Here is a 14,291-nt window from a genome sequence, read left to right as displayed (position 1 = left end):
TTTTATATTATTAAAAATTAAAAGAGGCCTTAATTATTATTAAAATTAAAGCCTCTTTTCTATTTACTATAAACTGTGGATATTATTTTAGTACTGTGTCGCAAATTTTATTCAACAAGTCTTGTCTCATCTTTGAATTTCTTTGATTAAGAAGTATTATAATTCCCCAATTTTTAGATCTATTGTAGCATATAATTGAAGATTGTCCCATAGAATCACCCGATTTCATATAAAGTGTATTTTTTTCGTCTGTTACGATATTTGTACCTAATCCCATTTCTCTTTTTTGGTCTTTATAAAAGATTTTTTCTGTGATCATAGCAGCCTTCCCTATTTCTGTTTCTTTGTTCAAAACCGCCTTTAAGTATTTTACCATATCAGATGCATTAGATTTTACTAATCCGGCTGGTGCGGTAATATTCCATTCGAAGAATTCCTGAATACCGCCTTCCGGATTATGACCAACCGTTCTATTCTTTACATTAAAATCTTTAGTTAATGTATTTTTCATCTTTAACGGATCTATTATTTTTTCTCTAATAATTTCATCGTAAGTCTTACCGTATACTTGTTCTAATATTTGCCCAAGTAAAGTATATCCTATCGTAGAATAACGATATTTTCCGTAATCTTTTAATTCACGGCAATTATTGATTATAGCCGCCAGCGTTTCTTGATTTACACTACTTACAGGCTGCTGCGGATTTAGTTCTATTAGTTTTCCAAAGTCGATATCAGGCAATCCTGATTGATGTGATGCCAGATCTGAAATTTTTATTTTGTTTTTCAGATTTTCATTTAATACATATACTTTTGGAAGAAAACCATCTATATAGTCATCTAGTTTGATTTTCTTTTCTATTGCCGCTTGTGCAATTAAATTTGAAGTCAAAATTTTCGTAATCGATGCAATTTCGAATATAGAATTTTTATTGATTTCAGTTTTACTTTCTGCATTCAATTTGCCATATGCTGTATAATACTCTTCGTTATTATTAATAAAACCGATGCTAATACTTACTTCGGGATTTTTTTTATAATTATCCTTTATTATGGAATCAATCTTCTTAGTGATATCTTGTCCAAAAGAAAAATTACTTATTAATAATAGTGCTGCTAAAAATTTTAATGACGTTTTCATTGTATCGTGTTTTTATGTTATCAATTTATTTCGATACAAATATGTGGAGGAAATTAAAGCTATGCGACCGAGTAAAAATATTCGAACTCATTTGTTAAAAAAAATACGTTCGAGTACTTTTATCAAAAGTACGAGTAATTACAAATTACTGTATTTCAACAAATTAAAAATCAACTACATATAGTTTTTATGCGTTTTTTAAATTGCAGCAAAATGAAAATTTTCAATCAAAACCAATTTAATAATCTAAAGAGATCACTTTATTTTCACAAATAAGTTTGTACAATTATTTACTACTTCCCAAAGTTTGAAGTATGTTATCTAAAAAGAAGCACTGTTTTGAAAAAACTATGAAATTGAGATTGGTTTTTAGGTAAAATAGGTACCTTGTCTTCAGCAAAAGGCTGTTTAAATTTCGAAGTGTTTTTTAAATGAAGTATAAGATCTCTGATCGTTTCTTTTTTTGTTTTATATCCGTCTAATAAAACCAGGTCATGAATTTCTTCCATAAAAGATTCATTTACTTGCAATTGCTTATCAAATAAGCATACTAAAACATTTGAACCTCTTTTATTTAATTTTAAAAATTCTACTAGTTCGAGTTTATTATATACAACATATACAAATCGATCAAACGCCATTAACTGGGTTTGACGATCATCCTTCATAGAAGTTTCTGTGAATTGAAATTCATCAACAAGTTCTTTTTTAAACATTTTCAAGAAAACTCTCTTATCATCTCGTATTAAAACCATTTCCTTTTTCATGATTAATTTCTTTACTGAAGTTAAATTAACAACGTACTTTTCATCTCTACTTTTAAAGAGATCAAAATTTCTGCAAAGGTATCTTGACTTACAAGTTTTCTTGTACCATTATAAGGTATATAATAGCAAGAATAGGACTTTTATTTATTAGCTGTTTATTCTAAAAAATATCCCGTTTGACTAGTTGGAAGAACAAATAAGACCGCTTTAAAAAAAGCGGCCTCGGTAATATAAAACTAGCAAAAATTAATATTTGATAAAATGGAATCTATCGACAAACATAAGACCAATTAAAGGTATTGGCTTTCTTTTTTGGTTAACGGCATTTATTATTCCAAAGATCAAAACAACTACGACAATCGCACTTAAGACTGAAAACAAAGTTGAGATGACGGGATCAACAGGAATTATCGGAATAAAAATCAGACCTAATATTACCCCCAAAATACCTAAACCAAATGATTGTTTTAAATGGTACTGCGCAAAAGACGATCTTCCTCCATTATGGTAAACTACGAAAGATATTATCCACCCAACGATTGTTAGATAGCTAATGATTGAAATGGTTTTTCTATTCATTTTGTATTGTTTTTAACTTATCTTTTATTTATAGTTCGTTAATAATAAACTCACTACGTCTGTTCATTTGATGTTCTTCTTCAGTACAGCTTACACCGTCTGAGCAACCATTAATTAGTTGAGTTTCACCATAACCTTTACCTGTTAATCTATCTGGTGAAATACCATTTTTAACCAACCATTTTATAGTCGATTTGGCTCTTTTGTCAGATAGTATTTCATTGTAAGCATGTGTTTGTCGGCTATCTGTATGTGAACGAATATCTAATTTCATTGATGGATATTGATTTAAAACATCTAGTATTTTTTCTAAATCTAATGCCGCTTCAGTACGGATGTTCGATTTATCCAAATCAAAATAGATCATTTTAATTCCGAAACATTTTCCTAAATCATCACCAATAGTTACTTTGCATCCTTCTTTTTCCAATGCAATTGGTAAGTTTGTTTTACCGTTTTGAGTCGCTATTGTAACGCTAACTTCTTTAGTTGAATACGTAGCTTTTTCGGCTCTTACATTATACGTTTTACCGCATTCTACAGCAAAACTATAGTATCCGTTTTCGTCTGAAATAGTGCTGTTTTTTAATACCATTTGATTATCATACAACGAAACTTTTGTTTCAGGCAAAACAACTCCTGTTTCAACATCAGTAATAATACCGCTTAATTCCTGGATACATTTTAGTTTTCTGGTTTCCAAAAATTTATAAATATCATCAGATCCTTTTCCTCCTTCTTTATTAGAAGAGAAAAAACCTTTTCTCGATTTAGTATCTATTATATAAGCAAAATCATCGTTTGGTGAATTGATATCGGCTCCAATATTTTGAATATTACTGACTCCATTTTGACCAATTTCGCCAACAAAAACATCTAATCCGCCAAGTCCCGGATGTCCATCTGAAGCAAAATAAATTTCATTTTCATCGGTTACGAACGGGAATGTTTCTTTTCCTTCTGTATTAATTGTTCGTCCTAAATTTTCTGGCGATCCAAATCCTCCATTATTATTGATACTTACTTTATAGATATCAGATTGACCAAATGTTCCCGGCATATCTGATGCAAAATATAAGGTTTTCTCATCTGGACTTAATGCAGGATGCGCCGTGCTGTAACTATCACTGTCAAAAGGAAGCTCTGTGATATTATTCCATTCGTTATTCTCGAAAGTTGCTTTGTATATTTTAATTAAAGTAGTTTTGTTTTCATTTTTACCTTTTTTGCCATCGATGTAATTGTTTCTTGTAAAATAAACTGTCTTACCATCTTTTGTAAATACTGGAGTCGATTCGTGAAATTTAGAATTGATTTTTGATTTGAATTTATTAACTGCGTTTGGATTAAAATTCTCATCTAAATCTGATTGATACAGATTGGTAAAATGTTCTCCTGTCCAGTTGTGCTTTCTCTGACTAAAACTACCGGTATCTCTTGCAGAGGTAAAAACTATTTTATTTTTATAAAATGCTGTTCCATAATCAGAGTATTTACTGTTTACGCCGGCATCTTCAATATTGTAGCGTCCGGAATTGGCTTTAATTAGATTCAGATAATTCTTGTTGCTTTCATACAGCTTGCCTCTATTATCATTTTTTGCTTTTTTATTGAACAAATCAAGTATTTGATTGGCTTTTACTGTATCTCCAATTGATTTTAACGATTGGGCATAACGATAATAATATTCAGGCTCAACTTCAGTATTCATTGCAAATAATTCGCCGTACCATTTAGCAGCTTTGTCAAACTCTGAATTGAAATAAAACGAATTGGCTAATTTTTTAAACATGTCTTCAGATTTGTATCCTTTTTCAGCAACACGTTCATAGGTTTTAATAGCATCGATATAAGCGTAATTATCATATTTTTTATCGCCAGAATTTATCTTTGCTTGCTGAGAATAACTTTCAAATGAAAAAGCACTGTTTATTAAAATGTAGATGAGTATAATTTTTTTCATATTAGGTATTTTAGAAGAAACGTGGGGTTGTTATTTTTCCATTATTTTTAAAGAATTCATATCGAAGAAATATTTCATGCGATCCTGAATTATAATTGTTTAGCTGAGTTGTTTCACGATCGTAAGCATATCCAATATAAAGTCCATCGCTTATTTGAAATCCTGCCATGGCACTCAATGCCGCGCTCCATCTGTAAGCAACGCCGACTACAAATTTATCGTTAAACATGAAATTTGCCGAAACATCTACCTGCAACGGTGCACCTTCTACCATTTTGGTTAATACAGCGGGTTTAAATTTGATGTATTGATATTTATCTAAATCGAATACATATCCTGCCATTAAATAATAATTGATTTTGTCTTTATAAATGGCAACGTCATTATCGCTATAACGATTGGTTTCGATGAAATTTGGTACGGATAAACCAATGTAGGCTTTGTCAGAATGCCAATACACTCCTGCTCCTACATTTGGCGAAAACTTACTCTTTAAGTCTTGAAATTGTGGATCTCCCTGATCTTCCGGATTTAATTTATTAATGTCAAGGTTAAATAAATTAGCAGTTCCTTTTATTCCAAATGAAAGTTTAAAATCTGCTGATGTCTGAACAGTATAGGAAAGATCTGCCGATAAAGTGTTTTCATTTGTTGGACCAATTTTATCATTGACTAACGAAACTCCGACTCCCAAATTGCTATTATTAATTGGGCTGTTAACCGAAAAACTGCTTGTTTCCGGAGCACCATCAAGTCCAACCCATTGGGTACGATATAAACCAAAAACGCTCAGTGCTCCTCTGGATCCCGCATAAGCAGGATTTATATTTATGGTATTGTACATATATTGCGTAAACTGTGCATCTTGTTGTGCAGTGCAAAAAAGCCCTGTTAACATCATAATCACTGTCAAAAATTTTATTCTCATGTTTGTATGTTTAATCATTCATAACTATTCACTCAACACATGATTAGAAATCTTCTGTGCATTTGGAATACTGATTTATTGAAGTTTTTTTGCTCTAAAAATTATTCTCTGCTTAAGTATAGATATCCTGCTTTTTTTACCGTTTGCGATTTACCTTCCGAATATTTGAAATTTAAAATATAGAAGTAAGTACCTGTTGGTAACATTCTATCTTTAGATACTGTAACTCTACCTTCAGAATAACCTCTAAAGACATTTCCGTTAGAATCATAATTATTCGTTTCAAATACTTTTACTCCCCAACGATTATAAATTTCTACTGTATTATCTGATGAACATTCGGTTAAACCGTCAATTTTAAAGTAGTCGTTTTTATTATCTCCATTTGGCGAAACTGCATTATGGATCGTTAAAGTGCTACAAGGCAAAACAATACTATTATCATCAACTCTTGCCGTTGTAAACACGTTGTATCCAGAAACATTAATTGGTGTAGTAACTGTTTTTTTATCACTGTCTACAACTCCGCCTTCGTCGATCCAAAGTTTTTTCTCATCATCCCAACGAACGATATGTATAGAACTTTGTGGAGCGATCAATATATCTGCCGGTGTAGTTGATGTTTCGTCCCAACTTAGGGTAAGCATAACATCTGAATTTCCTCCGGTTTTATCTAAAGTCCAATATTCCTGATTGTTTATTAGATTGATTCCTTTTGCTTTATTATTATGTGAGTATAAAGCATCTGAATTTTCATAAAAATATTTACCTGTGAAACTGCTCAATATTTCTGTTGGTGCCGAAATACCAGCAAATCGATATTTGCTTTTGTCCCCTATTGGATAAATAAAAGCGTCTTTTCCATTTTTTTTCACTTTACCGTCTACAAAACTATTATCGCTAACATTGACTGATTCGGCTCCTTCTTCAAAAACTAATAAGCCTCCGTAATTATCATCATCAATTATTCCTTTTTGAAAATCTGACATTCCCGAAATACTTACTTCATTAGACAAAAGAAATGCAGGCTGTACATTACTGTTTCTAAACTCAGCATTGTACCATTCCATTGGTGAACTACCTGAAATTTTCTGAGATCCTGATATTCCTCTCATTCTTGTTATTCCTTTGGTAGAACCATTAGAAAAAGTAACAAGTCCATCGTTATTATAATGACTGTAAACATAGAAATCTCCATCATTAAATAAATTACCACTATTCTTATTATCCATAGCTCCAACGGTAGACATAATTGTTCCTTCACTTATATACAAATCGCCAGTATTTACTGTTTGTGCTGTTAGTATTCCGCTTAGAAATATTAATAGAGTTGAAATAATATTTTGAGTTTTTGATTTCATAGTTTACTATTATTGGGTAAAACTTATAAATTACATGGTATTTAAATTGCAAGTAATTTTTTAAGCTATTCAAACATCTTATAAAAATTAACAACCAAGCCGGATTGATTTGTTCTTGTCGCAACATTCGTTGTTGCTCCGGTCCCGTGTCTAAGTAATACTTTCACTGTATTAGAAGCAGTTAATTTGAAAACAAATGAAAAGCTATACCCCTGAACACTTGTTCCTCCATCATTTGAAATACTTGACACCGTTTTCACATCAGTCAATAATACATTTGCTGAGTTTACAATCGCTGCATCAATAACATACAAATGTTTATCACTTATAAGATAACCTGAAGCAGGGGCCGTAGGCGAAATGCAATCCATAGAAATATCAACTTTATATGTTCCTGCTGGTAGAGCAATACTCTGCCCATTTGGATTAGCAACACCCATTGTATTGATGTAGGTAGTTTGAGCTGTACTAAAATTGATATAATTATCTAAGGTCCCACTTGGAATTAATTGCTTTGATTGATCATCATTTGTATCATAAGTTCCTGAAATTTTAAGGTTCAGGATTTTATCCATCTCACTGTTTACGATCATTCTATTCCACTTTTCTCCATCCCAATAATAATATCCTCGGGCAAAAGTTCCGCCAAGATTAAAAATCAAAGAGCCTTTCTGCGGACCGTTAACAGCAATTACATTATCTGTTAAACTCGTTAATGTATATTGAGGAGTTAGTATACCACGATCAGTAGCCGTAACATCTAAAGCTGCTGAAGCATCTGGTGTTCTTGTATTAATTCCCGTTTGAGCAAATACATTAAAACTAAATAGACTGAATACTAAAAATATAACTGCTCTGATCATGGTAATGATTTTTCAATATTTATAAATGCATTATCTATATTTATCGTTCCTGTGTACGTTCCTCCTGTTCTTCTTGCCAATTGAAATTGGAAAGAATCAGCAGTAGTCAATTCAAAAGAAAAAACAAATGTTGGTGCATGCTTTTTGTTTCCGGATGTATTTGAAATTTCATTTAATTGAATTTCTGGCCCTAGTGCCTTACTTCCATCCCATAATCTACCAGAATAAAAGTGAGCTTGTGTTCTTGTACTTCCACCAATTCCATTTGTTGCCGTTTCACCTGTAGAAATATTAAAACTTACATTTACAACGTATTTACCAGGTTGTAATGTTATTGTACTATTTCCATCATCTGAAATACCTACTCCCGAGTTGTTAAACAAATTTGTAAATCCAGTAACATTAGAATAGGTTGTAGATATTGTTTTTGTTTCAGAAGTAGTTTTTGTAAAAATTGCATTTACTACAGAATTTTCTCTGGTTGCCATTAAACTCCAAACACCGTTATCAAATATGTAATAACCCGGCAATTGTGTTGCTCCAATATTATATACAATTAAGCCTGCTGCCGGAGCTGCGATCGGGTTTACTTTATCAGCCAAAGTAGTCAAAGCAACTCTAGGTGGTAAAAAAGCTTTTTTAGCTGTATTGTTTGATAAATCTAAAACTGCTGAAGCATGACCCGTCTGAGCATTTACAATTGCTCCTCCTTGTCCAAAACTCAAAACGGGAATCCCGATTATGATTAATAATATTATTAGTTTTATAGTTGCTTTCATTATTTCAATTTTGTTAATTTATAATAAGAACCACTAGGAATAATGTATACCAAATCTTCATGTGATGATCCTAATCTCCTTCCTAATGCAACTGTTAATCTGGAAACTGGATTATTTACATCATCTGGTAATGTAAAGGTGGTAATGAAGGTAACACGATGATTTTGATTTGCCTGCGACAATACTCCTCTTTCGACTCTAGCATAATTTATTAATGTTCCAGGCAGTGTGCGAGCCACGATATCTGTATAGTATCCCATGTTATAATATGTAGTTCCGGTCAAAACCGCTCCTCTTCCTGAATCTGGTACAGGAGCCGTTATTAAAAAAGAGATTTCAAACATATAAACCCCTGACCCTAAATTCACTGTAAGAAGCCCTGATGAATTTCCAACATCAAGATTGGGCATATAACCTGAACTTTGAATAACCAAAGCATTACCATTTGAATTGTTGAGATAGGTGCTATTACCTGCATCCAAATTATTAAGCGCGGCAAAATTTGAACCTGTCATACCAATTACTGCTGTTTTTGGTGTTTCCTTAAAAAACAAATGTGCATTCCAACTTCCTGCACCTGAATTTGCTGAAGCATCCCAGTGAAACAACGTTTTTTTTGTTGCTGTATTTGTATTATAAATTAACAAACCATCTTTTGGAGCGACTGCTACTGGAGTTCTTACTGTTATATCTGCAATGCTTAAGCGAGGAATTAATAAACCTTTATTAAGTGAAGATATTTCCATGTTTGCAGAAGCATCCGGAGTTCTTGTATTTACACCTGTTTGAGCATTCGATTTAAATGCTGTTAGAAGAAATACGAAAGAAATGGTAATTACTTTTTTCATGATAATCATTTTGTAAAGGAGAATTCCAGGAGAAAATTCTCCCAGAATTCAATTATTTTATTTCTTAAGCAATAACTTTTCCAGCATCTCTAAACGATCATTTGTTTCTTTCGATGCTTTTTTAAGAGTATCGATTTCCATTTGCTGTTGATCGATTTTCTCTTTTTGCTCAATAGTGTGCAAGTATAGTTCTTCGATTTTCTCCAAGCTTTGTATTGTCAGTTTTGTCATATCGAATGTGTAACCGTTCTCTGCTTTTCTTAATTCATCTATTGAAGCTACTCCAGGTAAATGATGATTTGCTTTCACGAATTCTTTTACATAATTTAATGACTTAAATTCATAATCAGGATTAATCTCTGATTGACCTATAAAGTACTTTTCGAATACGTAATCTGCATAAACACTATTAGTAGTCCAAATTTTTCCTGTAGTAGAAATATCTCCAGCTACGTGAAATTTAGGTTGTATAGTTGTCCCAGCCACTACAAATGTAGGAGCGGTCAATGCACCAATAGCTACAATACCCATTTGATAAATATTTTGTGTATTAGCGGTTGCCGGCGCTGCAGGAGAAGATCCAATTACATTCCAAGGTTCCTGTACAAAACTTGACGGACTGGTCCAAATTATTCTCCCATCAGAACTACCACTTTGAGTCATTACCTGCCCTGTTGTTCCAGTTGTTAATGGAAATTTATAAAGAGATGTTAATGCACCTGAGCTATTATGATGTTCAAAAGTGACACCATCAGCTTTTTTAATAGTAATCTGAGTTCTATCATTATTATCAACAATACTAGTCGAAGCACTAGATCCTGCATGATAAAGTAACAATCCATTTTCAGCATCTGACTTTACCATTGATCCCCAATTTGAAACATATTGATTAGCATATATAGCAAATCTTCCGTCGTTTCCATTCAACTCTAAAGTAGCTTGTTTAGCCTCACCACCTTGTTTTGAATAAGCATTTACAGCGTTTAAATCAACTATAAAAGTCGAAACTTTTGACGGAACCGCAGCTGAATAATCACTCGTAGCTGTAGCACTTACAGCCCCACTAGAAGTACTCAATGAATGTGACTGACGTGTACTTGGATTAATCCAATAGCTTCCAGCACCTTGAGGTAATAATGGGCTATTAACCTCCATTCCGACAAGATTTCCTCCTATCGTAATTTCAGACTTAAAATCCCCTTTTACTTCAAATTGTTTAGTTGAAATAGCTCCGCTGAACCCCCCCACGCCTACCTTGGCATTTTGATAAATAGGATCTGTATTTAAAGTTGCTTTAGTTGATGTATTTTGCACATACCAAGGTTCTATAGCTAATTTAGACAAATTAATTACTGGATTATTTGCTAACTCATTAATATAAGTCAAGTCACCTGATGTCGCATTATAACTCAATGTTGTATTTATATTTGTAGCAGGATTTCCTGCTGGGCCTTGAGGACCTGTAGCTCCGGTATCACCTTTTGCTCCTACTGCACCAGTTGAGCCTGTTACTCCTATTGGTCCTTGTGGTCCCGCAACTCCAGGATCACCTTTTGCTCCAGTTGAACCCGTCACTCCAATTGGACCTTGTGGCCCTGTATTTCCAGTTAATCCTGTTGGACCTTGTGGTCCCACAGCTCCGGGATCACCTTTTGGTCCTTGTGGGCCCGCAACTCCAGGATCACCTTTTGCTCCTACTGCTCCAGTTGAACCCGTCACTCCAATTGGACCTTGAGGTCCTGTATTTCCAGTTAATCCTATCGGACCTTGTGGTCCCACAGCTCCGGGATCACCTTTTGCTCCTACTGCTCCAGTTGTTCCTGTTACTCCTATTGGACCTTGTGGACCTACAGCGCCAGTATCTCCTTTTGCTCCTGCTGCTCCAGTTGGACCCGCTACTCCTATTGGACCTTGTGGACCTGTAGCTCCATTTTTAACAGTAATTGAATTTCCTGTACCATCTGTAATTGTCGAACTTCCGTCTCCGTTGTCTTTTACTGTTACCGATTTTCCATCGGTACCATTTGTTCCGTTTGTCCCATTTTTAACAGTAATTGAATTTCCTGATCCATCTGTAATTGTCGAACTTCCGTCTCCATTATCTTTTACTGTTACCGATTTTCCATCAGTACCATTTGTTCCGTTTGTCCCATTAGTACCGTTAGTTCCATTTTTAACGGTAACTGAATTTCCTGTACCATCAGTAATCGTTGAACTACCGTCTCCATTGTCTTTTACTGTTACTGATTTTCCATCTGTACCATTTGTTCCGTTTGTCCCATTAGTACCGTTTGTTCCATTTTTAACAGTAACTGAATTTCCTGTACCATCAGTAATTGTCGAACTTCCGTCTCCATTGTCTTTTACTGTTACTGATTTTCCATCAGTACCATTTGTTCCGTTAGTTCCGTTAGTTCCATTTTTAACGGTAACTGAATTTCCTGTACCATCAGTAATCGTTGAACTTCCGTCTCCATTATCTTTTACTGTTACTGATTTTCCATCTGTACCATTTGTTCCGTTTGTTCCATTGGTACCGTTAGTTCCATTTTTAACGGTAACTGAATTCCCTGTACCATCTGTAATTGTAGAACTTCCGTCTCCATTGTCTTTTACTGTTACTGATTTTCCATCAGTACCATTTGTTCCGTTAGTTCCGTTAGTTCCATTAGTTCCATTTTTAACGGTAACTGAATTTCCTGTACCATCAGTAATCGTTGAACTTCCGTCTCCATTGTCTTTTACTGTTACCGATTTTCCATCAGTACCATTTGTTCCGTTTGTTCCATTTTTAACAGTAATTGAATTTCCCGTACCATCAGTTATTGTAGAACTTCCATCTCCATTATCTTTTACTGTTACCGATTTTCCATCAACTCCATCTTTTCCATCATCACCTTTTGGGCCTTTGATGTTACCTGTAGTTACCCAAGTATCGCCTTGTTTAACATAAACATTTCCTGTGCTATTATCTACATAAGTATCTCCATCTTTTCCTGGAGTTGTAGCTCCCGGTGCTCCGGTTCCGCCAGTAATTGATTTTCCGTCAACCCCATCTTTTCCATCATCACCTTTTGGACCTTTGATATTTCCTGTTGTTACCCAAATATCACCTTGTTTAACATAAACATCTCCTGTGCTATTATCTACATAAGTATCACCATCTTTTCCTGGAGTGGTTGCTCCTGGTGCTCCGGTTCCTCCGGTAATTGATTTTCCGTCAACCCCATCTTTTCCATCATCACCTTTTGGACCTTTGATATTTCCAGTTGTTACCCAAGTATCGCCTTGTTTAACATAAACATCTCCTGTGCTATTATCTACATAAGTATCTCCATCTTTTCCTGGAGCTGTAGCTCCCGGTGCTCCGGTTCCGCCAGTAATTGATTTTCCGTCAACCCCATCTTTTCCATCATCACCTTTTGGACCTTTAATGTTACCTGTAGTTACCCAAGTATCACCTTGCTTAACATAAACATCTCCGGTACTATTATCTACATAAGTATCACCATCTTTTCCTGGTGTTGTAGCTCCCGGTGCTCCGGTTCCTCCGGTAATTGATTTTCCGTCTACGCCATCTTTTCCATCATCACCTTTTGGGCCTTTAATGTTTCCAGTCGTTACCCAAGTATCGCCTTGTTTAACATAAACATCTCCTGTACTATTATCTACATAAGTATCACCATCTTTTCCTGGAGTTGTAGCTCCCGGTGCTCCGGTTCCGCCAGTAATTGATTTTCCGTCAACACCATTTTTTCCATCATCACCTTTTGGTCCTTTAATGTTACCTGTAGTTACCCAAGTATCGCCTTGTTTAACATAAACATCTCCTGTACTATTATCTACATAAGTATCACCATCTTTTCCTGGAGTGGTTGCTCCTGGTGCTCCGGTTCCTCCGGTAATTGATTTTCCATCAACTCCATCTTTTCCATCATCACCTTTTTGTCCTTTAATGTTTCCTGTGGTTACCCAAGTATCACCTTGTTTAACGTAAACATCTCCTGTGCTATTATCTACATAAGTATCACCATCTTTTCCTGGAGTGGTTGCTCCCGGTGCTCCGGTTCCGCCAGTAATTGATTTTCCATCACTACCATCTTTTCCATTATCACCCTTTGGTCCTTTAATGTTTCCTGTGGTTACCCAAGTATCGCCTTGTTTAACATAAACATCTCCTGTACTATTATCTACATAAGTATCACCATCTTTTCCTGGAGTGGTTGCTCCTGGTGCTCCGGTTCCGCCAGTAATTGATTTTCCATCAGCACCAGCATTTCCTTTCGGGCCCGAAATCAAATTGATTGTTACCGGTATGCCTTTTTCATTTGTATAGGTAATAGTACCATTATTATTATCTACTAAAGTGGTAATTGTTTCATTACCAGCTTCACCCATACGATACCATTTATCGATGTACCAGTAATAATAACCCGGTAGTATATCATTAATTGTTTGCGTATTGAAAACTAAAAGACTATTTACATTCCCATCAGTAATAGTTACTTTATCTTTTGTACTCGTTAATGCAACCCTTGGTATAAGTATACCTTTGTTTGAAGCTACAACATCAAGCTGACTTGATGCATTAGGCAATTGAGTTCCAACACCTACTTGTGCATGACCCAAAAAAACAAATCCTATTAAAAGTGGTAATAAGTAATAATTTTTCATAAAAAACATTTTAAAAACAATTAATTTTAACATGAATTAATTCTAATACATTAAGACTTAGAAAATGATAAATTCTCATTTTTCTAAAACACAATTAGCTAAGTTTATTTTTAGATTTGGGATCTTAAAAAAAGCGTTTTCAATTGTTACAATTAATCAGTGCGCAAATGTAACTTACTAAAAATCAAAAATATGTAGTATAAAAAACTAAAGTTTGTAGAACTATTTCTACAAAATATGACAAAACAAAATCTATTTTGATTAATCAAAATTCATCGTTAGATGATGAAATACCATTAATGGTTATTTTAATTAAAAAGTAAACAGATTTACACCGCTTAAAAATTGAAAACGAATGTGTAAATCTGTTATTTTTTTGAGAGTATTC

10 protein-coding genes are annotated in these 14,291 nt (G+C 34.1%); all 10 read right to left on the bottom strand.

Translation table 11 applies throughout. The features are described from left to right. Window positions 1–82 precede the first annotated feature (82 nt). The 10 genes from ACHRVZ_RS13100 to ACHRVZ_RS13055 all read right to left on the bottom strand — a co-directional run bounded on the left by ACHRVZ_RS13100 (window position 83) and on the right by ACHRVZ_RS13055 (window position 13,903). A complete protein-coding gene (locus ACHRVZ_RS13100) occupies window positions 83–1,141 on the bottom strand; it encodes a serine hydrolase domain-containing protein (RefSeq protein ID WP_395423013.1) in 1,059 nt (352 codons plus the stop codon). A gap of 317 nt (window positions 1,142–1,458) precedes the next feature. Further along, on the bottom strand, window positions 1,459–1,908 hold the full coding sequence (locus ACHRVZ_RS13095) for a hypothetical protein (RefSeq protein ID WP_395423012.1): 450 nt from the start codon (window positions 1,906–1,908) through the stop codon (window positions 1,459–1,461). A gap of 246 nt (window positions 1,909–2,154) precedes the next feature. Further along, window positions 2,155–2,487 carry a DUF4870 domain-containing protein gene (locus tag ACHRVZ_RS13090; protein ID WP_395423011.1) on the bottom strand — a complete coding sequence of 111 codons (333 nt, stop codon included), beginning with the start codon at window positions 2,485–2,487 and terminating at the stop codon, window positions 2,155–2,157. 28 nt (window positions 2,488–2,515) lie between these two features. Further along, a complete protein-coding gene (locus ACHRVZ_RS13085; RefSeq protein WP_395423010.1) occupies window positions 2,516–4,450 on the bottom strand; it encodes an OmpA family protein in 1,935 nt (644 codons plus the stop codon). Between the two features lie 10 nt (window positions 4,451–4,460). Beyond that, window positions 4,461–5,378: a type IX secretion system membrane protein PorP/SprF gene (locus ACHRVZ_RS13080; protein WP_395423009.1), complete on the bottom strand. Its 918-nt coding sequence runs from the start codon at window positions 5,376–5,378 to the stop codon at window positions 4,461–4,463. A gap of 101 nt (window positions 5,379–5,479) precedes the next feature. Next, window positions 5,480–6,739 (bottom strand): gliding motility-associated C-terminal domain-containing protein, encoded by a 1,260-nt coding sequence (locus ACHRVZ_RS13075; RefSeq protein WP_395423007.1) that lies wholly within the window; start codon window positions 6,737–6,739, stop codon window positions 5,480–5,482. 65 nt (window positions 6,740–6,804) lie between these two features. Then, window positions 6,805–7,602: a hypothetical protein gene (locus ACHRVZ_RS13070; protein ID WP_395423006.1), complete on the bottom strand. Its 798-nt coding sequence runs from the start codon at window positions 7,600–7,602 to the stop codon at window positions 6,805–6,807. Beyond that, window positions 7,599–8,381, bottom strand: coding sequence for a hypothetical protein (locus ACHRVZ_RS13065; protein ID WP_395423005.1), 783 nt, complete (start codon window positions 8,379–8,381; stop codon window positions 7,599–7,601). Before ACHRVZ_RS13065 ends, ACHRVZ_RS13070 begins: the two co-directional genes overlap by 4 nt. Next, window positions 8,381–9,229 (bottom strand): hypothetical protein, encoded by an 849-nt coding sequence (locus tag ACHRVZ_RS13060; RefSeq protein ID WP_395423003.1) that lies wholly within the window; start codon window positions 9,227–9,229, stop codon window positions 8,381–8,383. Before ACHRVZ_RS13060 ends, ACHRVZ_RS13065 begins: the two co-directional genes overlap by 1 nt. 57 nt (window positions 9,230–9,286) lie before the next feature. Next, window positions 9,287–13,903 carry a hypothetical protein gene (locus ACHRVZ_RS13055; protein ID WP_395423002.1) on the bottom strand — a complete coding sequence of 1,539 codons (4,617 nt, stop codon included), beginning with the start codon at window positions 13,901–13,903 and terminating at the stop codon, window positions 9,287–9,289. Between the last annotated feature and the right edge of the window lie 388 nt (window positions 13,904–14,291).

It is taken from the genome of Flavobacterium sp. FlaQc-57, assembly GCF_044007395.1.
Taxonomy (GTDB): Bacteria; Bacteroidota; Bacteroidia; order Flavobacteriales; family Flavobacteriaceae; genus Flavobacterium.
Note: the sequence above shows the minus strand (reverse complement) of the source record. Positions and strands in the feature narration are given on the sequence as shown.